Below are 23,962 nucleotides of genomic sequence, written 5' to 3'. Positions count from 1 at the left end.
AATTCGCCACGTCAGGCGACCACCGAGCATGGTTAACGCCAAATGATTACCAAATCCTCGCCAACCGGGGCGTCCGCCCCGTCCTCCCATCGATTTCTGCCTGGAGCGGGGTGCGAAGGCCAGGGACCGCGCGCGCGGGGGCCGGTGCAAAAGGTTAGGCGTCCGCCAGCGGCGGTATCCGGAAAAACGCCTCCGGCGCCACCACCGCCTGGGCAAGGCGTCCGTCGATGTCGGGCAGCGGGCCTTTTCCGGCACGATGGGTACCAACGGCGGCGGCCCCGTGCCGGCACACCTTCCCTAAAATGCCTGGGAGAGCGCCATGCCACACCGGCTGGCGGGGGAGCTGACTTATGATAAACTGACGATTGTCGACACAAACTCGACCAAGCAGGCCAGGCCGCACCAGCATGTCCAGGGAAACGGCGTCGCCGCCGGCCCTCATACCCGACGCCCGGCGCCGCCCTCAAGAGGGGCGGCGGCCGCGTGACACTGACCAATCCCGTCGATATCGGGCCACCCGGCAGAAGATCGCCCAGCTGAACGAGGCGGTGCGCGCGCTGGGCGCCGACTGCGCCCGCACGCTGGCGGCGGAGCCGCACGCGGATAAGGCCTATGCCACCCTGCGCCGCCTGTCGCCCCTGTTCAGCGAGGTCCTGTCCTTCGTCGCCGTCATCGGCACCCAGGTGGACACGCTGGAGGAGCCGCGCCGTACCGAGGCGATCGAGCAGCTGGCCCTGTTGGAACGCCACCTGGCGCGGCTGGAGCTGGAGACCAGCGCCACGCTGATGGACCAGGTGGCGGCCTCCACCGCGCCGCGCGCCCTCGGCACGCGCCACGTGCTGGAACGCTGGCTGGGGGGGATGGAGGGGCTTGAGGAAAAGCTGGATCCGGACGACCAGGAGCGGCTGGAGCATATGCGCGCCCTGGCGCGGGCGGTGGCCGACGCCTGCCCGGAGCTGCCGGATTTCTCCACGGCGCAGGCGCTGCGACCCGAGGCGAGCGGGCGTGGGGAGGCCGTTCCCCTGCTGGCCCGCGCGCCCGCGGCGGCCAGATCCGACACCGGCACCGTGCAGCTGGCGTTCCGCACGGGCGAAAAAGGCGTGCACATCGACCCTGGCCAGTCGCACAATCTGGCGGCGGAGGTGCGGCGGCTTAAGCTGCAGGTGGCCATCGCCGCCGTGCTGGACATCACCCCGGCCAACGTGGCCCTGGTGCTGACCGGCCGCGATCCGTTCCGTGCCGTCCAAGCCACGGCCTTGGCCGACGTGCTGCGGCGGCACATCGGCGCCGACCGGCTGGTGGTCAGCGGACCTTAAACGTCCTGCCGGCGGGCATGGGAGAGCAGCCAGCAGCCCAGCAACGCCAGGGCGATGGTGCCGCCGGTGGCCGACACCGCCAGCCACCCGCCCAATTCCCAGGCCAGGCTGGCCACGGCCGAACCGCAGGCGCCGCCCACGAAATAGGTCGTCAGGTAGACGGTGGTGACGCGTCCCCGGGCGCCGTGGTTGCCGGCGTAGATGACGCTCTGGTTGGTGATCTGCAGACCCTGCACGCCGATGTCCAACAGCAGGATGCCGGCGGTCAGCGCGATCAACGACCAGTGGGTGATCGCCATCAGCCCCCAGGCGGCCAGGCAGGCCGCGGCGAACAGGCCGGTGGCCCCGTGGGCGTGGCCCTTGTCGGCCAGGCGGCCAGCCCGGCTGGCGGCCAGGGCGCCGGCCAGGCCCGCCAGGCCGAACAGGCCGATGGCGGCCTGGTCGAAATGATAGGGCGCGTCGCTGAGCACGAAGGTCAGGCCCGTCCACAGCACGCTGAAGCCGGCGAAGCCCAGGGCGCCCATCAGCGAACGCCAGCGCAGCACCGCGTCGGTGCGGGCCAGGTGCAGGACGGAGGCCATCAGCCGGCCGTAGGGGATGCTGGGCCGGGCGGCGTCGGCCGGCAGCGCGCGCGCCAGGAGCGCGCCCAGCACGGTCATCGCCACGGCGGCGGCGACATAGACGGCCCGCCAGCCGGCGTAGTGGGCGATGGCGCCGGCGATGGTGCGGGCCAGCAGGATGCCAAGGATCAGGCCGCTCATGACGGTGCCCACGGTGCGGCCCCGGCTGTGGTCGGGCGCCAGGGACGCGGCGAAAGGCACCACCACCTGGGCGGCGCAGGACAGCACGCCCACCCCCAAGGAAGCGGCGGCGAAGGCAAGGAAGCTGGGGCTGGCCGCAGCCCCCACCAGCAGGGCGACGCACAGGGCCAGCAGGATCAGGATCAGGCGCTTGCGGTTATGGGTGTCGCCCAGGGGCACCACCAGCAACAGCCCCAGGGCATAGCCCACCTGGGTCACCGTCACCAGCATGCCGGCCCGGCCCACACCCACCTGGAAGCTGGCGGCGATGTCGGCCAGCAGCGGCTGGACGTAATAGATGTTGGCCACCACGGCGCCGCAGGTGATGGCGAACAGCAAGGTCAGACCGGCGGACAGGCCGCCTGACGCTGCGCCGGGCGTGGTTTGGGGCGACACGGTCATGGGGGAAGGCGAACCTGCGCTGGGACGTGAGGGCGGGCGGCCGTTCTCAGTACCGGGTATCGCCTAAATAGGAAACGGTTAGTTGCGAAAACCAGCCCCGGCGGCGCCGGGGGCTTGACGGTGCTTCCTCACCCTTGTTCCAGCACCCGCAGCAGGGGCCAGCGGTCCAGCCACCGCTTGTCGCGCACCCGCTGGCGCAGAATGTCCAGCTTGGCCCCCCGGAAGGCGGGCGTGGGACGGATGAGACGACCGAACAGGTCGTCCAGCCCGAAGGGCGCCAGGATCTCCAGCGCGTTCTCCGGCGTCAGGCGCACGGCGACGGCCGTGGCCGTTTCCGGCCAGTGGCGCAACGCGTCGGCGCAACCGGCATAGGGCGCGTCACCATTGCGGCCGTGCATGCGGGCCTGGTTCTTCACCGACCAAGGGACGTCGGGCGCCGCCGCCAGAAGGCGGTCGGTCAGGTCGCGGTCCAGGGCGATGGAGGGACGGGCGGGATCGAACCAGACCACGTCCACGTCGCTTTCCGGCGTCTCGGCCCCCGTCTGGGCGGCGGCCTGCGGGCGGTGCAGCTGGTCCCAGACGGCGTTGCGCACGAAGCCGGCACCAATCCAGCAGTCCGGCAGGTCCAGGGCGCGGACGTGGCCGAGCAGCTTCATGCGCCGGCCATCCGCCCGGATCAGTGCCTGCAGGCGGTCACCATAGGTCAGCTGATGCATGGGCGACATCCCATCCTAACGCGAAAAAAGAATGGGCTTCGCCGGCTGCCCGGCGAAGCCCTGGAAAGATATATTGCTTTTTACATATTCCCGGCGGCGCAAAAGGTCACACCACCATAAAGCGCCCCTGCTTAGAACTTCTTGCGCACGGAGACGAACACGGCGGCGGGCGCGCCGGCCTGCAGGGTCTGGAAGGTGCCCGTCGGATCGCTGACGGTGTAACCATTGGTGCCGATGGACGAGATGTAGTGGCGGTCGAACAGGTTGGTGACGTTGCCTTGGATTTCCAGGTCACGCTGCCAGCCGCCGCCCTGGAAGCGGTAGCCGAAGCTGAGATCCACGGTCATGTAGCCGGGAACCTTGCCGTCGTTGATGTAGGTGTAATACCGCTCGCTCATGTAGTTGCCCGAGACGGCGCCGAACAGCATGCCATTGTCGAACGACAGCTCGGCCTTCACCATGTTCTGCGGGCTGTCCACGGTGATCTTGCCCTTGGTGGCGGCGTACAGGGTGCCGTCGCCGTTCCGGGTGTCATCATCGTACGTGGACTTGTTGTACGAGTAGGAGCCATACAGCGACCAGTTCTTCACGAACTTCCAGGTGCCGGCCAGCTCGATACCCTTGGAGGTGACGCCACCCACGTTGGACAGGGCCGACGGGTTGCCTTGGATGCCCGAGCCCACGGTGGTGGCCAGCAGGCGGTCGTGGAAGCTGACGTAGTAGGCGGCGGCCACGGCCTCGAACGTGTCGACATGGGCGCGGGTGCCCACTTCAAAGGCGTCGGAGGTTTCGGGCTTCAGCTTGTCCTTGATGGCGTTGAAGCCGGACTGGGTGGTGGAGAACGGACCGTCGGTGTGCGAGCTGACGAAGGCGCGGGCGTTCTTGGCGTAGTCGCCGAACAGCTCGGCCTCGTCGGTCAGCTGGTAGTTGAAGCCCACCTGCGGCAGGAAGCCCTTGGACGTGTCGATGGAGCCGTTGATGATGTCGCTGGCCGAGGTGTAGCGCTGCGTCTGGCTCTCGTTCTCCACCTTGATCGACTTGAAGCCGTAGTTGAGCTTCAGCTTGTCCAGGGCCTGCCACGTGTCCTGCAGGTGGAACACGTAGGTCTTGGTGTTGAAGGCGTACTGCCACTGGGTGGCGAAGGGGTTCTCCTGGAACTCATCCGCGGTGCGGCCGGGGCTGGCCAATCCCAGGCCGTAGTAGCGCCGGGCCTGGTCGAAGTCGTTGTTCTCGAACCACAGGCCGCCTTCGATGGTGTGGTCGGCCAGGGTGTAGGTCAGGCTGTCCACCGTGCCGATGCGCGACACCGTGTATTCGGTGGTGCGCATGGAGATGGGGGAGCCGCCGAAGGCGGCGGGGGTCGGCACGTAGGGCGTGTCCCAGGTGCCCATGCCCTTGTCGTGGTGGCCGTAGACCATGGCCTTCAGCGACAGGCGATCGTTGATGGGATATTCCAGCTGGGTCGAGCCGATGATGTCTTCACGGTTGCCGGCGCCGTCGAAGTAGACGTCGTCGGGCGTGGAGTAGGGCGCCGGAATGGGCTTGCCCGCCTGGTAGGCGGTCGCGATGGCCTTGGCCAGGGTATAGTTGTCCGAGATGTTGTCCAGCTTGTAGCCGAACTTGCCGATCAGGGCCAAGGACAGGTCCTGGTAGTCGTTCTCATGCCGGTCGGAGTAGTTGACCATGGTGGTCAGCGTGCCCTCGCCCACCGGCTGGACGAACTTGCCGTTGGCCTGCTGCTGCCACTGCTCGCCCTGGCCCTTCCACTTGTTGCCGTGCTGGTAGTCGTAGCTGAGGTAGCCGCGGCCGCCGCCGTCGATCTCACCCGTTTCGATGCGGCCGAAGGCCCGCACCGTGGCGTTGCTGCCGTAGCTGACGGCGGCCAGGCCGCCGGCGGTGGTTTCCGGATCGGCCGACTTGAACTTCAGCGTGCCGCCCAGGTTGGAGGTGGAGGCGGTGTCCAGGGCGCCGGTGCCCTGGGCCATCTGGGTGACGCCCAGGTTCTCGGATGAAATGGCGCGGCTGATGTGCAGGCCGTTGTCGTTGGCGTAGCTCATGTCGCCCAGCGGGATGTCGTCGAGCGTGAAGCCCAGCTGGTTCTGGTTGAAGCCGCGCACGGAAATGCGCACCGCCCATTCGTAGGCGCCGTAGGGATCGGCGGCCTGGTAGTTCACGCCCGGCAGCTTGGAGATCACCTTGATGGGGCTGGCGCCCGGAACGGCGATCTGCATGTCCATGGGCGTGATGGCCTGCACCTGGCGGGTTTCGCCGCGGCCGAACACGACGATTTCCTGCAGCGCGTCGGCATCCGCCGCGGCGTCCGGCGCCGTCTGCGCGAACGTGGCGGTGGAAATACCGAGGATGAGAAGAGACACACCTGCCAACAATCAATTCTTCAGCATCGAATTTCCCCCTTCGATTTATTTAAAATCTTCCCCATCCGGCAATACACAAAAGTGATATGGCCACCCTTATGCCCGGTTTGAAAGCGCATGCTGCATAGCAACGTGATGTGAATATTTTAAGACAGTGCGATTACCGATCTGTTTACTAGTAACGGTGTGACATTTTTGGTATACGGCTTTCCATCACGCGGGTTGCGGGCGCTCCACCCCGAGGGTGGGTCGTGGCCGGCAGCCGCGAGCGGCCGAGCGTGATGCGCCCAACGCCAGCGGGGCGGCGGCCCAGCAGCGACAGGGCCCGGCGGCGGCTCACCAAGGTCATGGACGATCATCCGGCGAGGGTTGGGGAGACCGTCCGTTACGCCATCCACTTGAAGGCACGGCGACATATTGGTTAACGATTCATGACCGCGTCGGCCGTGGACGCCGACGCTGGCGCCCACGCGCCGGCTGGGGCACCTTAGGCGCCGGGGGCCGGACGCCCCCGGGGGAGAGGTCATGCGTATCGTTCTGTTCAAGGGCCAGTCGCAGTACGGCTCGCTTCGGCTGCATATCGACCAGCTGGCGGCGGCTTTCACGGCCATGGGGCACGAGGCCATCGTGATCGACCTCGCGGCCCCGGACGGCGTGGCGCGACTGAACGCCGCACTGTCCCGGCACGTGCAGTTCTTCTACGCCCTGAACAGCATGGGGGTGGACCTACGCGTCGGCGACCAGACCCTGTTCGACGCGGTCGACAGTGTGTTCATCACCCTGCACGTCGACCATCCGGTGCACCTGTGGCCCCGGCTGGAGACCAAGATGGACCGGCGCTTCGTCGTCAGCTTCCTGGATGAAACCCACGTCAAACTGACGCGGGACTGCTTCCCGCCCGGGCATTTCGCCGCCTTGTCGCTGATGCCGCCGGGTGCCAACACCAGCATCCCGCCGGCCATGCCGGACGAGGACACGCTGTTCCGGGACTGGGCGGAGCGGCGCGACATCCCCCTGCTGTTCACCGGCACCTATCGCGGCACGCCCCAGCGGGGATGGCACGGCGCGGAGCGCAACTTCGTCACCACCCTGTTCGACGACGCCGCCGACCTGGCGCTGAGCCAGGACACGCTGGCGCTGGAGGACGCCATCGACCAGGTGCTGGCCGCCCGCGACACCAGCCTGTCGCCGGCCGCCCGCACCCAGCTGATCTGCAAGTCGCGTGAGGTCTACCAGTATGTGGAGGCCTATCGCCGTCACCAGATGCTGGCGACCCTGAACGCCGCCGGCGTACCGCTGGTGGTCTATGGCAAGGGGTGGGAGAATCGGCCCTTCCCCGCCTTCGACTGGCGGGGCGAAGGCAGCTTCGAGGAGACGCTGCGCCTGCTGCGCCGGACGCGCCTGGTGCTGAACAGCAACAACAACTTCGTCGCCGGCGGGCATGAACGGGTGTTCGCGGCGCAAATCAATGGCGCCGCCGTCGTGTCCGACACCAGCCGCTATTACGACCGGCACTACGCCGATGGGCGCGACATGCTGTTCTACCGCTGGACCGCCCTGGACGCCCTGCTCACCCGTATCGAGGCGGCGTTGGCCGACCCCGGCGGCCTGGCCGCCGTCGCCCAGGCCGGCTTCCGCCAAGCCACGACCCACCACACCTGGGACGTCCGCGCCCGTCACATCTTGGACCTGTTCGCGGCCGTCAACATCCTGACCCGCTGATCGCCGGGGCCGGCGGCGACCCGCTGCGTCATAGTGGCGCAGCGGCCGCGACCGGCGCCATGAAAATCATTATCAGTATAGGGTCGCAGCCGTCCTTGGAATTCATGTCAAACGGTGATCAGTGCCAAAATCGGATTAACGGGCACCAAATGATTCCGCCGGATTCTCGCATCCAGCGTATCAAAATTAACGAAATGTTTAATTTCTAACAGAGCCGTTATTCTTTTCGCGACGGAAACAAATTCTTCGAACGCAATAATACTGAAATAAACAGTCAACCAAAATTTAACGTGCACCCCCAACGCGCGAAACCTAGTGAAGCGCCACGTTTTCATGGGGGAGCCGAAAAATGTTCAACAAAACAAGAAGCAGCCGCTGTTTCCTTCGCGCCGCTTTACTGGCTGGCAGCGCCATCGGCATGGCCTGGTCCGGCGGCGCCTGGGCGGCGCCCGCTGATGCCGCCACTGACGCCAATGGGGACACCGGCGGGAGTGCCAGCCGCTCCACCGCCGGCACCGGGTCGGAAGGCGTGGACGTGGACACCATCCTGATCGAGGCGGAGCGCAACCGCGCCGCCGCCGAGGCGCCCGTGAAGGCGTCGCTGGATCAGAACCAGCCGAAATCCTTCATCAGCCGCCGCTATATCGAGCAGGCGACGCCCGAGACCGGCGATTTCACCACCACCGTCCTGATCGCCCCCAGCATCGGCGGCATCGCCGCGAACGGCGGCGGCGTGGGCGAGACCAACAAGGTCACCCTGCGCGGCTTCGCCGATGGCCAGTTCAACATCACCTATGACGGCATGGCCTTCGGCGACACCAACGACCCGACGCACCACCCGGCCTCGTACTTCCCCGCGTCCACCATCGGGTCGGCCGTGGTGGATCGCGGCCCGGGCGCCGCGGGCGACCTGGGCCAGGCCAACTTCGGCGGCGCCATCCACTATTTCTCGCCCACCGTGGACGACAAGTTCGGCCTGTCGCAGAAGATCACCTTCGGCTCGTTCAACACCCAGAACTTCGTTTCCACCATCCAGACCGGCAAGCTGGATGAGCTGGGCGGCGCCAAGATCCTGCTGAACTTCGATGAGCGGCAGTCGGACGGCGAACTGAGCTTTTCCGGCGGCGAGGCGCAAAACCAGCTGATCAAGATCCAGGTGCCGATCAGCGAGACGTGGCAAGCGACGCTGTTCGCCACCCACAACCGCACCCACTTCTACCAGTCCGACGCCGGCCCCGGCGAAACCTGGGCCCAGGTCGTGGCCTACGGCAAGGACTTCGCCCTGAACGACAACCCAAAGGACGAGCATTACTACAAATACAACCAGCAGCGTAAATCCAGCGACTTCGACTACATCAACGTCAAGGGCGACCTGGGCGACGGCTTCAGTGTCGACAATGACGCCTACACCAATTTCTATTCCAACCAGACGGAGTCGGTGAACGACGTCACGGGCCTGGTGGGCGCCGCCAACACCTCCACCCCCGGCAACAAGACCCTGCCCAAGACCGACATCGGCGGCTACAGCAAGGGCAATCGCTACCGCGTCTTCGGTGACATCCTGCGCGGCAACAAGGACTGGTCCTTCGGCACCCTGAAGGTGGGCGGCCTGGTGGAAACCTCCAGCACCGACCGGCATAACCTGCTGCAGGACCTAACCCGGGGCATCGACGACCTGAAGTATTCCAGCCTGACCAAGCCGGTGGTGTCCAACGTTTCCAACGTCAAGACGCTGGAGGACAGTTCCTGGTTCCAATACCAGCTGTTCGCCGATTTCGAGCTGCACCCCATCGACCGCCTGACCATCACGCCGGGCGTCAAGTACGTGAACTTCGACCGCACCGTGGACGCCGCCATGGAGAACAGCGGCGTCGCCAACTTCACCCGAGGGCCGCTGCACGGCGACAACGTCTATGACAAGACGCTGAAGTTCCTGACGGCCAACTACAAGATCACGCCCGAGGTGGCGGTGTACGCCCAGTACGCCACCGGCTTCCTGATCCCGTCCCTGTCCACGCTGTACGTCAACGACCTGGACCTGAACGCCCTGAAGCCGCAGGAGACCACCAACTACCAGCTGGGCGCGGTGTGGAGCCGCGACAACGTCACGGTCGACGCCGACATCTACCGCATCGATGTCAGCAACCTGTCGGTGGCCGACCCCACGGGCCAGTTCTACGTCAACGCCGGCAACGCCCGGTACAGCGGCGTCGAAGGCCAAGCGGCCTACAGCTTCGACAACGGCGTGACCTTCTTCGTCAACGGCTCGATCAACGCCGCCAAGGATCTGACGGCGCGCCAGGGTCTGACCAAGGTGCCGAAGTGGACGGACGCCATCGGCGTGCTGTTCAACCAAGGCCCCTGGCAGATGACGCTGAGCCGCAAGCAGGTGGGCCGCCAGGTGGTGGCCTATAACGGCAACACCGCCGCCACCACCGCCGACGGCACCTTCCTGGCGCCGGGCCAGGCGCGGGAGATTCCCGAGTACACCACCACCGATGCCTCGATCTCCTACGATTTCGGCATGGTGCGGCTGAAGCTGGCGGCCTTCAACCTGGCCAACGACCGGGCCATCACCACCTACGGCGGCGGCCTCTACACCTTCCAGGCCGGGCGCCAGATCCAGGGCACCATCCAGGTCAAGTACTGAGCCGGGCGCCGCCCAAGCCATCCCGTTCGGGGGCGGTCATCGACGCCGCCCCTTCCCCTTTCCAGGATATCCGCCCATGACCCGCCCCGTCCGCCTGCTGGCGTTCGCCGGTGCCTGCCTGTGCGCCACCCCCACCGTCGCGGCCCCGGCCGACGACCCGGTGGTCTTCCATTTCGCCACCGTGGGTGACAGCCGCCAGGACGCGGAGGACCCGCGCCTGACGGCGCACGACGCCCCCTTCCTGCAGGCGACGCGGCAGTTGGCCCGCATCAGCCGCGAGGTGCAGGCGGCCCACGCCCAGGCCCTCGTCTTCCTGGGCGACATGGTCATGGGCTATACCCCGGACCGGCCGCTGCTGGACCGCGAATACGCCTATTGGCGCGGCATGATGGCGCCCCTGATGGAAACCGGGACCTACGTCCTGCCCGTGGCCGGCAACCATGAGACGGAAAGCAAGGTCAAGCAGCCCAACGGCAAGACACTGAAGCTGGCCAATACCGCCAACGAGGACGCGTGGCGGGCCAACATGGGCGACCTGGTGCTGGACGCACCCCTGTGGCAGCGCCTGACGGGCATACCCGTCACCCACTGGTCGGTGGACAACACGCCGGCCATCGGCACCGACCGCATCACCAGCGACCAGCGCCAGCTGACCTACAGCTTCGACACCGGTTCGGTGCACATCGCCGTCATCAACACCGACCCCAGCGGCGCCGACGGCACGGCGCCCGTCGCTTGGCTGGAGGCCGACCTGACGGCGGCCGAGGCGCGCGGCACCACCCACATCTACGTCTTCGGCCACAAGATGGCCTACACTTACGACTTCCCCGTTCCGAAGGAAAAGGTGGGCAAGGTCGAGAAGGAAACCGGCCTGGAGACGGGCGGCGAGACCCTGCGCGACGCTTTCTGGCGGATCGTGGAGCGCCACCACGCCACGTATTTCTGCGGGCATGAGCACATCTTCCACGCCTGGCAGCCGACCAAGGACCAGGGCGGGCGGGCCTGGCAGGTCATCATAGGGTCCGGCGGGTCGCCCCTGGCGGCGGTCAAGGCCGGCGGCACGCAGGAGGTGGACCGCCTGTACGCCTGGGCGGAGGTCTGGGCCTATCGCAGCGGCCGCACCCATGTCGCCATCCACGGCTTCGACGACGGCGACGCCCCCAGCCGCACCCTGCAGGAATGGGACATTCCGGCCGGGCGCTGAACCCTTCCTACGCCAACAACCGCTGGAGCTGGATGGCCATGGCCTCCAGCGCCAGCTCGGGTTCCAACCGGTATTTTTCCAGCGCGAACAGCCGGTGCGACGGGAACCAGGGCCGCACGGGCGTGCCCAGCGTCGTCCAATCGCGTGACGCGAAGCGCCAGCACGGGGTGCCCACCGCCCCGGCCATCTCCCCCACCGCGGTGGCGGCGCCGATCACCAGGTCGCAGGCCGCCGTCATGGCCGCCGCCGTTTCCAGGTCGTCGCGCAGGTCGGCGTCGGCGAAGCGGTGAACCGCCAGGCCATGGTCGCGCTTCAGCGCCGCGATCTCCTCCACCGCCGGCTGGTAGTGCAGGCTGACCGCCGTCACGCCCGGCAGCGACAGGATGGGTCGCCACTGGGCCAGCGTGGAATAGGCCCGCGAGCGTTCGGTGCTGAGCTGGCCGGAGCGCCAGGCGATGCCCACCACCAAGGCCGGCCCCGGCGCCAGGGCGGTCAGCCGGCCCCGCCAGCGGGACACCCGCTCGGGATCGGGGACAAGATAGCCCGCCGCCCCATCCCGGGCGAAATCCGCCAGCGTCGGCGTCAGATGAGCCGCCAGGTCGCCCGCGGCCACCACGAAGTCAGCGCCCGCCGGCTCCAGCGCGTCCGCCTCCCGCCGGCGCGGCCGGGGCAGGAAACGCAGGGTGGGAAAGCTGCGGGCCAGCAGCCCGGCCAGCCGCGGGTCGCACTCCACCAACACGGCCGTAGCCCCTTGGATCCCCGCCCGGGCGGCCAAGGCGGGATAGAGGCTGGCGAACAGCAGCTCGTCCCCCAGACCCTGTTCATGCCACACCCGCAAGCTGCGGCCGACCAGGCTTTCGCCACGCCAGGCCGGGCGGTCGAAACGGGGCGCCGTGCCCTTGTCCTCGGCCGCGAAGCGCCAGGCATAGCCCTGCCAGCCCCGGTCCAAAGCGCCCAGTTGCAGGTCGACCAGACCCCGGTTGAAGCGCGCCGTGGCCAGGGTGGGGTCCAGTTCGATGGCGTGGGCGTAGCTGTCGCCGGCGGCGGCGTAACGGCCGGCGTCGTTCAGGCAGCGGCCCCGGTTGTTCCAGGCCGTCGCCTGGTTCGGCGCCAGGGCCACGGCACGCTCCAGCCAGGGCGGCCCGGCGAAGATGTTACCGTCGCGCCGCAGCGCCTCGCCCAGGCCACAGAGGGCATCGATGACCACGGGATCCTGGGTGTCCGGCACCTCCTGCGGCAACAAGGCCCCGCCCAGCGCCCGGCGGAAGGCGTCGATGGCCGCCGCCGGCCGGTCCAGGGCCAGCAGGGCCGTGCCCAGGTTGGACGCGGCCGCCGCCAGGTCCGGAGCCTGGACCAGGGCCCGTTCCTGGCAGGCCACCGCCTCCGCCGCGCGCCCCTGGGCTAGCAGGGCGTTGCCCAGGTTGGTCAGCACGTCCGGTCGATCCGGTTCGGCGACCAGCGCCTGGCGATAGTGGTCCTCGGCCTCCGCGGGACGCCCCAGGGACTGCAGCACGTTGCCCAGGTTGGACTGGGCGGCGGCGTAGCCGGGCGCCAGTTCCACCGCCCGGCGCAGGAAGGGCAGGCCCGCCTCCGCCCGGCCCAGTTGCGCCAGGGCCAGCCCCATGAGATGCAGGGCCACCGGCTGGTCCGGCTGACGGTCCAGCACCGCGCGATACAGGGGCAGGGCGCCGGCCGCGTCGCCCGCCTGGTGGAGTGCCGCCGCCTCAGCCAGGGGATCCCCGCCCGCCGGCGCGGGCGGCGGATCCAACAGGGGCGCTTGGCGCAGGCGGTCCACCGCGGCCACCACCGGCGCCACCACGTCGGCGGCGCGGCCATCGGCCGGGGCAGGCACCACCGTCATGGCGGCGAACCAGGGCCGCACGGCGGTGCCGAGCATGGACCAGTCCATGCGCGTCCCCACCCGCCACACCGGCACGCCCAGGGCGCCCGCCAGTTCCCCGACGGAGGTGGGGGCGGTGATCACCAGATCCAGGCAGGCGGTCAGGGCGCCCGCCGCCTCCAGATCCAGGCGCAGGTCGGTGTCGGCCCAGCGGTGCAGGGTGACACCCAGGGCGGCCTCAACCGCGCTCACCTCCTCCTCGACCTCACCATATTGCAGCATCACCGGGACGACGTCCGGCAGACGCAGCAGAGGGGCCCAGTCGGCCAGGCGGGTGTAGGCGCTGTCGCGGTCCAGGTCACGCACCATGCTTTGCCAGCACAGGCCCACGCGCAGGCCCGGCCCCAGGGCCGCCACCCGCGTCCGCCAGGCTGTCAGGAGCGCCGGATCGGGGGCCAGGTAGGCTTGGCCGGTGAAGGCGGCCAAGTCGCCACGCAGCAATTGCGGCAGACCGCCGGCGGGGATATGCAGGTCGGCGCCGGCGGCATCGGCGGTGATAAGGTCCGCCGCCACCGTGACCCTGTCCTGCCCCGGGGTCGCGAACGCGCGGGTGAAATAGCCGGCCAGCCGGGCATCGCATTCCACGACGAAGCTGGCCTCGGGATGGGCGGCGATGAGGTCGCGGTACAGGCTGGCGAACAGCAGCTCATCTCCCAGGCCCTGTTCCCGCCAGACCAGCAGGCGGCGGCGGCCCAGAGCGTCGCCCCGCCAGCGGGGCCGGGGAAAGCGGCGGTCCGGCAGGGCCTGGCCGGCGTCAAAGCGGGCCTGGTAGCCGGCCCAGCCGTCCGCCAGGCGCCCCTCCGCCAAGTCCAGGACAGCCAGGTTGTAGCGCGCGGGTGGGAAATCCGGCCGCAGGGCCAGCGCCCGCCGGAACCCCGCCCGGGCGTGGGCCTGGGTCTGGCGGACGGCGTCCCGCGTGGGCCCCCGCTCGCCCAGCCAGGTCAGGGCCAGGTTGTTGGCGGCCTCGACATAGGTGGGGTCCAGGGCCAGGGCCTGGTCATGGCAACCCCGCGCCAGGCCCCACATCTCCTCCGAGCCCAGGGCCAGGCCCAGATTGGTCAGGGTGTAGGGCGTCTCCTCCGCCGCCACGGCGGCCCGGGCGGCGGCCAGGCCCTGGGCGGTGCGCCGCAGGCCAGCCAGGGCGCGCGCCTGCTCCACCAGCGCCTTGGCATAGTCCGGGCGCAGCGCCAAGGCGCGGCCCGCGGCCGCCAGCGCCGCGTCCCAGGCGCGCAGCTCGACATGGACCCCGGCCAGGTTGCCCCAGGCCTCGGCATAGTCCGGCGCCAAGTCGGTGGCGCGGGTGAAGGCCGCCAGGGCGCCAGGCAGATCGCCGGTGGCGCGCAGGGCGCCGCCCAGACTGTTGTGCGCCTGGGCGAAGGCCGGGTCCGCAGCCACCGCGCGGCGCAGCAGGCCGGCACCCTCTTCCGCGCGGCCATCCTGCATCAGCACCACGCCCAGCAGGTGCAGCGCGTCGACATCCCCCGGTGATCGCGCCAGCACCGACCGGTAGGCCACCTCCGCCCCCGTGAGGTCGCCGGCGCGGTGGGCGGCCATGCCAGCCTCCACCGTGGCCACGGCCTGTGCGGAAGGAAGCGGCGCCTCGGCCCTCATGCGCAGCAGCGCTTCGCGCATGGCCGGCACCACCACGTCCGGCGCCCCCCAGCCGGAAAACCACTGACGCTGCGCCGGGAACCAGGGCCGCACGGCTGTGCCCAGGTCCGCCCAGGCCGGCATGTGCTGGAACCGCCAGGTGGGCACCCCCAGGGCCGCCGACAGCTCCCCCACCGCCGTGCCGGCGGACACCACCAGATCCAGTCCCGCCATCAGCGCCGCGACCCCTTCCTGGTCCTCGCGCAGGTCCAGGTCGTCCCATAGATGCAGGGTCACACCGGTGGCGGCGGCGACCTCGGCCATCTCCGCCCCGGCGTCGCCGGCGCGGGCGTCGTATTGCAGCACCACAAAATGGACGTCCGGCACGGTCAGCAGCGGCACCATCTGCATCAGGGTCAGGTACAGGTTTTGCCGCTCCAGGCTGCGCAGGCCGCTGCGCCAGCACAAGCCGACCTTGAGGCCGGGCCCCAGGGCGGCCAGGCGCCCGCGCCACAGGGCCGCCCGGGCCGGATCGGGCCGTACCCAGGGCGCAGGATCCGCCGGGAAATCCCCGTGTGAGCGGCGCAACAGGGCCGGCAACCCGCCCAGGGGCACATGCATGTCTGCATCGCGCGGCGTGTCGGTGCGGCCGCGCACCGACAGGTCCAAGCCCGGCGGCACCTGCGGATCCAACGCGCGGGACAACAAGCCGGCCAACCGGGCATCCACCTCCACCACCAGACGGCGGCAGCCCCGGGCGCCCAGCCAGCGCAGCAGATCGGGCAGGCAGCTGGCGAACAGGATTTCGTCGCCCAGGCCCTGTTCGCCCCATACCAGCAGGGCACGGCCCCGCACATCGCCCCCGGTCCAGGCCGGCAGCACCAGATCACCGCGGGCCGTGCTGTCCGGCACCGCGAAACGGGCGGGATAATCGCGCCAGCCGTCCTCCAGATCACCCAGCTCCAGCGCCAGCATGGACAGGTTCACCCGGGCCTTCGCCCAGCCGGGCCGCAGCGCCAGCGCGCGGCGGTAGTGATCGCGGGCCTCGTCCACCAGGCGGAGATCGAACAGGGCGCGGCCCAGGTTGAGATGGACGTCGGCATTGTCGGGCTGCTGCGCCAGCACGGCGCGCAGATGGGCGACGGCGGTCCCCGGATGGCCCAGCAGCAGGCGCAGGTTGGCCAGGCCGCTCAGCGCCGCCGCCGATTCCGGCTCGATCCCCAACGCCTGGTGGAAGGCCTCGAGCGCCGCGTCCGCCTGGTTCAGCTTGGTCAGGGCGACGCCGAGGTTGACCCAGCCGCCCACCCAGCCCGGGTCGGCCTCTGTCGCCCGGCGCTGGGCCTCGGCCGCCCCCTCGTCATCGCCCAGCGCGGTCAGCGTCAGGCCGCGGTTGGCGTGCAGGGCGGCCCGGTCCGGCGCCAGCTGCACGGCCCGGTCGTGGCAGCGCAGGGCGTCGGCCCCCCGGCCCAAGCCCTGCAGGGCCAGGCCCAGGCCGGACAGGGCCTCAGGATTGTCGGCGCGCAGGCCCAGCAGCTGGCGATAACGATCCGCCGCCGCCGCCCAGCGTTCCTCCCGTCGCAGCAGGCCGGCCAGCGCCGCCAGGGCGCCGGCGTGGCCCCCGTCCGCCGCCCGGCCCAGCCGGTCCACGGCCACGTCCACCTGGCCGGCGTCGCGCGCCGCCAAGCCGTCGGCATACAGCGTGTCCGGCGACGGCGCCGGGGGTACCGGCGCCGGAACATCGGCCGTGGCTGGCTGCGTCAGGCTGGCCAGCCGCCAGGCCAGGTGCGGCAGCACCACGCCGATGACCTCCCCTTCCGGCGGGAAGAAGGACTGTTGCGCCGGGAACCAGGGGCGCGCGCCAGTACCCAGCCGGGACCATTCAAAGGTGGCGCCCAAGCGCCAGCAAGGAACGCCCAAGGCACCGGCCAGTTCCGACACGGCGGTGCCGGCCGTCACCACCAGATCCAGGCCGCTGATCAGGGCCGCGACGCCATCCAGGTCATCGCGCAAATCCAGGTCGGGCCAGCGGTGGATGCGGATGCCCAAGCGCGCCTCCGCCGCCGCCATCTCAGGTTCGGCCGCCGTCCCGTCATACTGCAGGGTGACGAAGCGCACGCCCGGCAGCCGCAGCAGCGGATCCCACTCGTCCAGCTGCGGGTACAGCAGCCGGCCGCGTTCCTCCGTCCGCAGGCCGCTGCGCCAGCACAGGCCCACCTTGAGACCCGGGCCCAGCGCCGCCAGGCGGTCCGCCCATAAGGCCGCGAGGGCTGGATCGGCCGTCAGGTAGGCCGACGGGCCGGTGGCGAAACGGGCGAGGTCCGGCCGCAGCAGGGCCGGCAGATCACCCGCCGACAGGGCGGCGTCGACCGCCGGCGCCTCCTGGCCTTCCAGGGTGCGGCCAGCCGGTGCGATCACGGCGCTGGGGAAGGCGCGGGCGAACAGCGCGCCCAGCCGCGGATCGCAATCGATGACCAGCTGGCCCACCTTTTCCGCCAAGCCGGGGTAAAGGCTGGCGAACAGCAGCTCATCCCCCAGCCCCTGCTCGCGCCGCACCAACAGGGTGCGCCCCGCGAAATCCTGCCCCCGCCAGGGTGGGGCCGGCAGGGGGGCCGCCGTGGCCCCCCCCAGATCGCGGTGGGCATAGCCGCGCCAGCCCGCCGCCAGGTCCCCTTGGGCCAGGCGGGCCAGGCCCAGGTTGAACTGGATCAGCGGCTGGCCGGGGTCCAGCGCCTCGGCCGCGGCCAGATGGCGCGCCCCGTCCGCCAGGCGACCCTGCGCCACCAGGGCCGTGCCCAGGTTGCCGTGCGCGTGGGCCATCTCCGGCGCCAGGGCCACCGCCCGGCGGGCCAGGCTCTCCGCTTGCCAGGGGACGCCCAGGGCGGTCATCGTGCCCGCCAGGTTGACCAGCGTCTCCGCCCGGTCGGGCGCCAATCGCAGGGCGTGGAGCAACGCCGCCTCGGCCCCCGCCAGATCGCCCCGGTCACGCAGCAGCGCGCCCAGGTTGGAAGCCGCCGCCGCCAGGGCCGGATCCTGGGCCAGGGCGCGGCGGTAGGCGGCCTCCGCCTCCGCCAGACGGCCCAGCTGGCGCAGGATGTTGCCCAAATTGTTGGCCGGCATGGCCGTCTGGTCCGGCGGCAGCAGCGCCAGGGCCTGGTCGATGGCGGGGACCGCCCCGGCGGCGTCCCCCACCTGGAAGCGCGCCAGGCCCAGCAGGTGCAGCGCCTGCCCCCGGGCGGCCGGCGCCAGCTTGCCCCATTCTATCAGCGCGTCCAGGGCGGACACCGCCTCCACCGCGCGGCCGCCGGTCAGCAGGTCGTAAGCCTGGGCCAGGGTCGTCAAGGCGGGCGGGCGGGGCGCGCCCGGCACGTTCCTATTTATTTCGATGTCGAAACTAGATAGCGCGGTCAGGGCGTCGCACACTTGGTCCAAGGCGTCCGCCACGGTCGCGGCCGGAAAGACGCGCATGGCCGGATACCAGGGCCGCACCCTGGTCCCCAGCATGGACCAGTCGCCCGGCAGTTCCATGCGCCAGACGGGTGCGCCCAAGGCTCCCGCCAGTTCACCCACCGAGGTGGGGGCGGTGATGACCATGTCCAAGGCGGAGATGAGGGCGGCGACGCCCTCGATATCATTGCGCTGGTCCAGATCGGCGAAACGGTGCGGCAGGGGAAGCCCCTCCGCCGCCGCCGCCCGCCGTTCCGCCGTGACGTCGCTGTATTGCAGATCCACCCAGGTGATGCCGGGCAGTGTCAGCAGCGGCGCCCACCGCGTCAGTCCCAGATAGTTGGGGTCGCGATGCGGCGCCTTGATGCCGGAGGTCCAGCACATGCCGATCTTCAGCCCCGGCCCCAGGGCGGCCAGGCGCTGACGCCAGTGCGCCACGGCTTGCGGATCGGCCGCCAGCCAGCCGCCTTCCCGTCCGGCGTAGGCCCGCAGGCTGGCGCCGAACAGGGCCGGCAGGCTGCCGGCGGGCAGGTGCACGTCGAAATCGTCGCCCGCCAGCGGTTCGGGCCGCAGTTCCACCCGGCCGGCCAGGTCAGGCACCTCCCGGCGCAGATGGCGGGACATGAGGTCGACCAGCCGGGGCTCGGTCAGAATGACGACGCTGCCTCCCGAGGCGCCTGCGGAAGCCCCCAGGGCGGCGCGAAGGGCCGGGACGTAGAAGGGGGAGAACAAGAACTCGTCACCCAGCCCCTGTTCCCGCCACAGCATGAGGCGGCGCCCGCCCAACGGATCACCTGTCCAGAAGGGACGGTCAGGATAACGCCAAGGCTTGATATTTCCGACAGCGAAACGACTGGCGTAGTCAGCCCAGCCCTCCGGCAGGCGACCTAGGGCCAACCGCACGTAGGACCGGTTGTAGCGTGGCGCCGGATCGTCGGGATCGAAGGCCAGCGCCCGGGTGAAGGCGGCGTCCGCCCCAGGAAGGTCGCCCAGCACCTGAAGCGCGTTGGCCAAGGCCATGTGGCCCGCGGCGTTCGCCGGCTCCAGCGCCAGCAGGCGCCGGGCCATGATCTCCGCCCCCTCGCCATCATAGAGCTGGCGCATCAGGTCGCTCAGGTTCAGCAGGGCGGAGACATGGGTGGGGGCGACGTCCAGCAGGCTGTGGTAGGCGGCCATGGCGGCCGGATAATCCTTCTGCTGGACATAGGCCAGGCCCAGCGACATCCAGGCGGAGACGGAGCGGGGGAACAGCCGCAGGGTCCGCAGCAGCAGGGGCACGGCCGCCGCGTCCCCCTGTTCCACCATCATCAGCGCCAGGTTTTCCAGCGTGCCCTGGTCATCGGGCCGTACGGCCAGGGCGCGTTCCGCGAGGGCCCGCCCCTCGTCCGACCGCCCCTGTTGGTGGCAGGCCACGCCGCACAGGTTCAGCGCGTCGGGCTGCGCCGGATCCAGCGCCAGGACACGGCGGTACAGCGCCTCGGCCCCCACCAGGTCGCCCGCGCGGTGCCGGTCCATGGCCTGGGCCAGCAGGCCCGTGGCCTGACCGCCCTTCGCACCCCTGCCGGCGCCGCCATGGACCATTCATCACCTGTCTGGAACATTGTTCGGAGGTTGAACCACCGCCCCGCCGACACCAAAACGGGGCCCTGTGTGTAACCACCCCCTTAGGATAGCAGTTGTGTGGCGATTACATAAACCACACAGATTGTTGATACTTGCGACGGTGTTGGCGCTATACTCCCCGGACCATCCGGCGACCGTCCTCTCCGGGCGATCTCCGTGATCTTTGAGGCCGGGGGGACGGTTCCACCGGCGGCGGGGGCAGACATGACGTCGAAGTTCCTTAAATCGGCCCTGGCCGATTTCAACGGCGCATCCATCCTGATCACCGGCGGCACCGGGTCCTTCGGCCGCCAGTTCGTGCGCTATCTGCTGGAACACGCCAAGCCGCGCCGGATCATCATCTTCTCCCGCGATGAGTTCAAACAGTATGAGATGCAGCAGCAGCTGGGCGTGGCCCATGAGGGTGTGCTGCGATTCTTCATCGGCGACGTGCGCGACAGGTCCCGTCTGGAAATGGCCATGAGGGAGGTCGAGTACTGCATCCACGCCGCCGCCCTGAAGCACGTGCCGACGGCGGAATACAACCCCATCGAATGCATCCGCACCAACGTCTATGGGGCGGAGAACGTGGTGCACGCGGCCCTGGCCGCCGGGGTGCGCAAGGTCATCGCGCTGTCCACCGACAAGGCCGCCAGCCCCATCAACCTGTATGGCGCCAGCAAGCTGGCCTCCGACAAGATCTTCGTCGCGTCCAACAACCTGTCGGGGTCGGTGGGCACCCGCTTCGCCGTGGTGCGCTATGGCAACGTCGTCGGGTCGCGCGGCAGCGTCATCCCCCTGTTCCGCCGGCTGATCGCCGAGGGCGCCGCGGAACTGCCCATCACGGATGAGCGCATGACGCGCTTCTGGATCACCCTGCAGCATGGGGTGGAGTTCGTGGCGTCCTGCTTCGGCCTGATGCAGGGCGGTGAGATCTACGTGCCCAAAATCCCCAGCATGCGGGTGGGGGACCTGGCCCGCTGCATGGCGCCGGACCTGCCGCACAAGGTCATCGGCATCCGCCCTGGCGAGAAGCTGCACGAGGTGATGATCACCGAGGACGACAGCCGCCAGACCTTCGAGATGGAGGACCGCTACGTCATCGAGCCGGCCTTCAACTGGTGGACGCGGCAGGCCTATGTCAAGCTGGGGGCCAAGGCGGTGCCCGACGGCTTCAGCTACCGCAGCGACAGCAATACCGACTGGCTGACCCCTGAACGCCTGGCCGTGCTGCTGCAGAGGCCGTGATGGCTGGTGACCCTCCGCATTCCGCGCCCTATCTGCCTTACGGCCGGCAGGCCATCGATGAGGATGACATCGCCGCCGTCACGGCCGTGCTGCGTGGCGACTGGCTGACGCAGGGGCCCACCGTCACCCGTTTCGAGCGGGCCTTCGCCGAAACCGTCGGCGCCCGCCACGCCATCGCCTGCGCCAACGGCACCGCCGCGTTGCACCTGGCCTGCATGGCGCTGAACCTGGGACCCGGCGACGCCGTGGTGGTGCCCAGCGTCACCTTCCTGGCCACCGCCAACGCCGCCCGCTATTGCGGGGCGGAGGTGGCCTTCGCCGACGTCGATCCCGAAACCGGCCTGATGGGCCGGGCGGCGGCCGAGGCCGCCATCGCCCGGGCCGAGGCCGCCGGCTGGCGGGTACGCGCCCTGGCGCCGGTGCACTTCGCGGGCCAGGCGGCGGACATGGACGCCCTGGCCGACCTGGCCGAGGCGCGCGGCCTGGCGATCATCGAGGACGCCTGCCACGCCGTGGGCAGCCGCCGCGCCGGCCGGGCCAGGGTCAACGGGGGTGGGGCCAACGGGGATGGGGACACCGTGGCCATCGGCGCCTGCGACCGGTCGGCCATGGCCTGCTTCTCCTTCCATCCGGTGAAGACCATCGCCGCCGGCGAGGGCGGCATGATCACCACCAATGACGACGCCCTGGCGCGCAGCCTGCGACGCGACGTCAGCCACGGCATGGTGCGCGATGCGGCGGCCTTCCAGGACAAGGAGGCGGCCTTCGGCGCCGCCGGCGGCGCCAACCCGTGGTATTACGAGATGCCGGCCCCCGGGTATAACTACCGCCTGACCGACATCCACGCCGCCCTGGGCCTGAGCCAGTTGGGCAAACTGGACCGCTTCGCGCGCCGCCGGGCGGAGATGGTGGCGCGCTATGACGAGCGCCTGGCGGGCCTGGCCCCCCTCGTCCGGCATGCCGGACGTAGCGGAGGCGCGCCCGCCTGGCATCTTTACGTGGTGCTGATCGACTTCGCCACCCTGGGCAAGGACCGCGCCGCCGTCATGGCGGAACTGCGGGTCCAGGGGGTGGGCAGCCAGGTGCATTACATCCCGGTGCACCACCAGCCCTATTACCGCGCCCGCTATGGCCGTCTGGACCTGCCGGGTGCCGACGGCTGGTACGGGGCCTGCCTGTCCCTGCCCCTGTTCCCCGCCATGACGGACGGCGATGTCGACCGCGTGGTGGCCGCGCTGGAACGGGTGGCCGGGGCGTGAGCCCCACACCGCCTCCACCCACGGTCCCCGTTCTTCAGACCGCCTTTTGCGCCAGCTTGGCCAAGCGGTCCTGGTAGGCTGGCGGATAGAGGGCCAGCTGGCGGTACATCAGCGGCCCCCCTTCCGCGTCGGCCTCGCGGTAGGCGCCCAAAGCCTCGGTCCCCTGCCCCGCCCCATCCAGCACCATGGCCAGCAGCAGCTTGGCCAGCGGCTGGTTGGGCGCCTGGGCGCTGGCCTGCTTCAGGCTGGCGACGGCTTGGGTCAGAGCTCCCGTCTCGAACTCGACCAGGCCGCGGCACTGATTGGCGAAATAGTTGCGTGGTTCGCGCGCGCAGCCCGCCTGGGCGTGCGCCGCCGCCTGGGTCGTGTCGCCCCGGCGCAACGCCACCAGGGCGCGATGGCTTTCCGGCAAGGCCCAGCCGGTGTCGACCTGGGCGCAGCGGCTGAAATGCCCTTCCGCCGCCGCCAAGTCGCCGGCCTCCAGGTCGCGCATGCCCCACTGCAGCAGCAGGTTCTTGTCGTCCGCAGCCCCCGCGCCCACCAGGGCGACATAGCCCTCGATCTCGGGCGCCGCCTCCTGCGGACGCACCAGCCGCACCAGGCAGCGGATGATCTGGAAGCGCAAGTCCTGGCGGGTCGGCACCAGCCGGCTGGCGACGCGCGCCGCCGCCAGCGCCAGTTCCGTCCGCCGCACCTGATCGTCCTGCCACTGGGCGAAGAGGGTGTTGGATATGTCGGCCAGGGCGCTTGCCAGTTCGTCGGCCGAACTGGCCGGGATGTCGTTGGTCACCGTCAGGGTATGCGCCCAGGCGGCCAGCGCGTCGGCGACGCGCCCCTCGACATGGGCGGCCAGGCCGGCCAGGGCCGGCACGCGGATGTCGGTGGCCGGCGCCAGATCCACGAAGCGGCGGGCCCAGTCCACACCGTCCGCCTTGCCGTCCTTCAGCAGGCGGGCGGACAGGTTGGCGCAGCCGTCCAGCCATAGGGCCGGGGCGCGGGCTTGCAGATCGGCCTGCCGCTGCCGCGCGGCCTCGGCCTGGCCCAGGCGTTCCTCCGCCAGCACCAGCAAGGGGTAGAGGATGGCCAGATCCGGCTGGATTTCCGCGGCCCGCTGCAGGGCGCCGTGGGCCGCCTGGGCGTCGCCGCCCATCAGCAGGGCGATGCCCATCTCGAAATGATAGTTGGCGAAGGTGGTCTGGCGTATGCGGTCCCGCCAGCGGCCGATCGCCGCCTCATCCAACGCGGTTGTCGCCTGTGCCCCTGCCATCACGCTCATCTCCTGCCTTCATCCATCGCCGACGCATCGGCGACACTGTACCAATCCACGGCCCCCAAGCCACAGCCTATCGCCGCCCGCGCGCCTGGGCGATGCAGCGTTCCATGCGGGGGATGAATTCCTCGGCCTTGAAGGGTTTCAGGATGACGCCGGCGGCCCCGTTGCGCAGCGCCTCCTGCAGCACCTCGGCCTCGGCGTGGCTGGTGACCATGATGACGGGCACCATGGACAGGGCGTGGCTGCCCCGCACGGCTTTCAGCGTCTGCAAACCGTCCAGCGTGGGCATGGTGATGTCCAGCAGCAGGGCGCGCGGTTGCACCTGGCTCAACATCCGCAGGCATTGGGCCCCGTCGGACACGGGCACCGGCGTGTAGCCGCCGGCCTTCAGCAGGGCTCCGATCAGGGCCCGCAGCCCGGGTTCATCCTCCGCGAACACGATCGCGCCCTTGCTCATGCTT

The 23,962-nt window shown here is 69.9% G+C and carries 12 protein-coding genes; 6 read left to right on the top strand and 6 right to left on the bottom strand.

Going from position 1 to position 23,962, the window contains the following annotated elements; genetic code table 11:
* Positions 1-407 precede the first annotated feature (407 nt).
* Positions 408-1,316: a hypothetical protein gene (locus UAA55_RS13225; protein ID WP_322953291.1), complete on the top strand. Its 909-nt coding sequence runs from the start codon at positions 408-410 to the stop codon at positions 1,314-1,316.
* On the opposite strand, the gene UAA55_RS13220 is transcribed toward UAA55_RS13225, so the two are convergent.
* From UAA55_RS13220 to UAA55_RS13210, 3 genes are all read right to left on the bottom strand, one after another.
* On the bottom strand, positions 1,313-2,518 hold the full coding sequence (locus tag UAA55_RS13220; RefSeq protein WP_322953290.1) for an MFS transporter: 1,206 nt from the start codon (positions 2,516-2,518) through the stop codon (positions 1,313-1,315). The genes UAA55_RS13225 and UAA55_RS13220 overlap by 4 nt on opposite strands.
* A gap of 128 nt (positions 2,519-2,646) precedes the next feature.
* On the bottom strand, positions 2,647-3,234 hold the full coding sequence (locus UAA55_RS13215) for a nucleotidyltransferase family protein (RefSeq protein WP_322953289.1): 588 nt from the start codon (positions 3,232-3,234) through the stop codon (positions 2,647-2,649).
* A 131-nt stretch (positions 3,235-3,365) separates the two neighbouring features.
* Complete coding sequence (locus tag UAA55_RS13210; protein ID WP_322953287.1) at positions 3,366-5,609, bottom strand: TonB-dependent receptor; 2,244 nt, start codon at positions 5,607-5,609, stop codon at positions 3,366-3,368.
* A 525-nt stretch (positions 5,610-6,134) separates the two neighbouring features.
* On the opposite strand from UAA55_RS13210, the gene UAA55_RS13205 reads away from it, so the two are divergent.
* The 3 genes from UAA55_RS13205 to UAA55_RS13195 all read left to right on the top strand — a co-directional run bounded on the left by UAA55_RS13205 (position 6,135) and on the right by UAA55_RS13195 (position 11,185).
* Positions 6,135-7,331, top strand: coding sequence for a glycosyltransferase (locus UAA55_RS13205; protein WP_322953286.1), 1,197 nt, complete (start codon positions 6,135-6,137; stop codon positions 7,329-7,331).
* A 349-nt stretch (positions 7,332-7,680) separates the two neighbouring features.
* The gene (locus UAA55_RS13200; RefSeq protein ID WP_322953285.1) at positions 7,681-9,981 is read left to right on the top strand and encodes a TonB-dependent receptor; all 2,301 of its coding nucleotides are present in this window, start codon (positions 7,681-7,683) and stop codon (positions 9,979-9,981) included.
* A gap of 76 nt (positions 9,982-10,057) precedes the next feature.
* Positions 10,058-11,185: a metallophosphoesterase family protein gene (locus UAA55_RS13195; RefSeq protein ID WP_322953283.1), complete on the top strand. Its 1,128-nt coding sequence runs from the start codon at positions 10,058-10,060 to the stop codon at positions 11,183-11,185.
* Between the two features lie 7 nt (positions 11,186-11,192).
* Here UAA55_RS13195 and UAA55_RS13190 read toward each other — a convergent pair whose 3' ends face one another.
* Positions 11,193-19,700 (bottom strand): tetratricopeptide repeat protein, encoded by an 8,508-nt coding sequence (locus UAA55_RS13190; RefSeq protein ID WP_322953282.1) that lies wholly within the window; start codon positions 19,698-19,700, stop codon positions 11,193-11,195.
* Between the two features lie 246 nt (positions 19,701-19,946).
* Here UAA55_RS13190 and pseB point away from each other — a divergent pair, with 246 nt between their 5' ends.
* On the top strand, positions 19,947-20,969 hold the full coding sequence (pseB, locus tag UAA55_RS13185; protein ID WP_322953281.1) for a UDP-N-acetylglucosamine 4,6-dehydratase (inverting): 1,023 nt from the start codon (positions 19,947-19,949) through the stop codon (positions 20,967-20,969).
* Positions 20,969-22,228, top strand: a complete 1,260-nt coding sequence (pseC, locus tag UAA55_RS13180) for a UDP-4-amino-4,6-dideoxy-N-acetyl-beta-L-altrosamine transaminase (protein WP_322953280.1) — start codon at positions 20,969-20,971, stop codon at positions 22,226-22,228. The genes pseB and pseC overlap by 1 nt, the downstream gene beginning before the upstream one ends.
* 34 nt (positions 22,229-22,262) lie before the next feature.
* Here the strand turns inward: pseC and UAA55_RS13175 are convergent, their stop codons facing one another.
* Together UAA55_RS13175 and UAA55_RS13170 are read right to left on the bottom strand one after the other, a co-directional pair.
* Positions 22,263-23,495, bottom strand: a complete 1,233-nt coding sequence (locus UAA55_RS13175; RefSeq protein ID WP_322953278.1) for a tetratricopeptide repeat protein — start codon at positions 23,493-23,495, stop codon at positions 22,263-22,265.
* A 76-nt stretch (positions 23,496-23,571) separates the two neighbouring features.
* Positions 23,572-23,958, bottom strand: coding sequence for a response regulator (locus UAA55_RS13170; protein ID WP_322953276.1), 387 nt, complete (start codon positions 23,956-23,958; stop codon positions 23,572-23,574).
* Positions 23,959-23,962: the final 4 nt, after the last annotated feature.

Source organism: Nitrospirillum guanabarense (genome assembly GCF_034653355.1).
In the GTDB taxonomy this organism is placed as follows: Bacteria; Pseudomonadota; Alphaproteobacteria; order Azospirillales; family Azospirillaceae; genus Nitrospirillum.
Note: the sequence above shows the minus strand (reverse complement) of the source record. Positions and strands in the feature narration are given on the sequence as shown.